General features: G+C 59.5%; 1 pseudogene. It reads left to right on the forward strand.

Annotation, left to right across the window (positions count from 1 at the left end):
* Positions 1 to 263 precede the first annotated feature (263 nt).
* A pseudogene (locus SxD43FB_RS23805) lies at positions 264 to 734 on the forward strand (hypothetical protein); the annotation flags it as partial.

Here is a 734-nt window from a genome sequence, read left to right on the forward strand (position 1 = left end):
ACTATGCCACCGAGACTTACACCGTTCCTGCATCCACCTGGTTTGCTGCGGAGCAACAGGCGCTGCAGATGTCGGTAAACAGCGTCTATGACGATGCGCGCATTCCTGACCTCAGCCGAACCGCCACTGTCCGCACGGCCTGATCATGCTCTGCGATCAATCTCGATGACAGAACTTCCGAGCCGGAATCCTGGGACGGGTGTGCCGATCCAGCCGCTGTCCGAACCGTGGACGCTGTGCCACCTCCCCCTGGAGCCATCTCCATGACCCGCTACACATTATCCCATCTCGAAACCGCTGCTTGTCTTTGGGAAGCCGTCCTAGACCTGCGCGATCGTGCTGCGACCACTCCCGATGCAAGCAGTCTGGCGCTTGCCTTGCGCACATGCTTCGATACGCTCGGTACAGCGGCGCTGCGTCTGATCGTGGTAGGCTGGGTCGATGCGGTCGAGGCTGCATGGCGCACCGTCGAAGGCGAATATCCGTTGTCGTTCGATTGGGATTTCGTGCCCCGTTGGATTGCCGACACGATCGACTGGTCAGATCCGCGCCGTCCGGTCATTCGCGCAACTGCGCCCGTTCGGTACGTCAGATCGACGTCGTTTCTACCTATAGGATATGACGCACCCCCCCAAACCGCGATCGGGACCAGCCATGAGGGCCATCTGGCGATAGAGGTCCACACTGCCGTGATTGAACATCGACATGGAATGAATATCCACGTCGCAGTCGAT

It is taken from the genome of Sphingobium sp. D43FB (genome assembly GCF_002312805.1).
Taxonomy (GTDB): Bacteria; Pseudomonadota; Alphaproteobacteria; order Sphingomonadales; family Sphingomonadaceae; genus Sphingobium.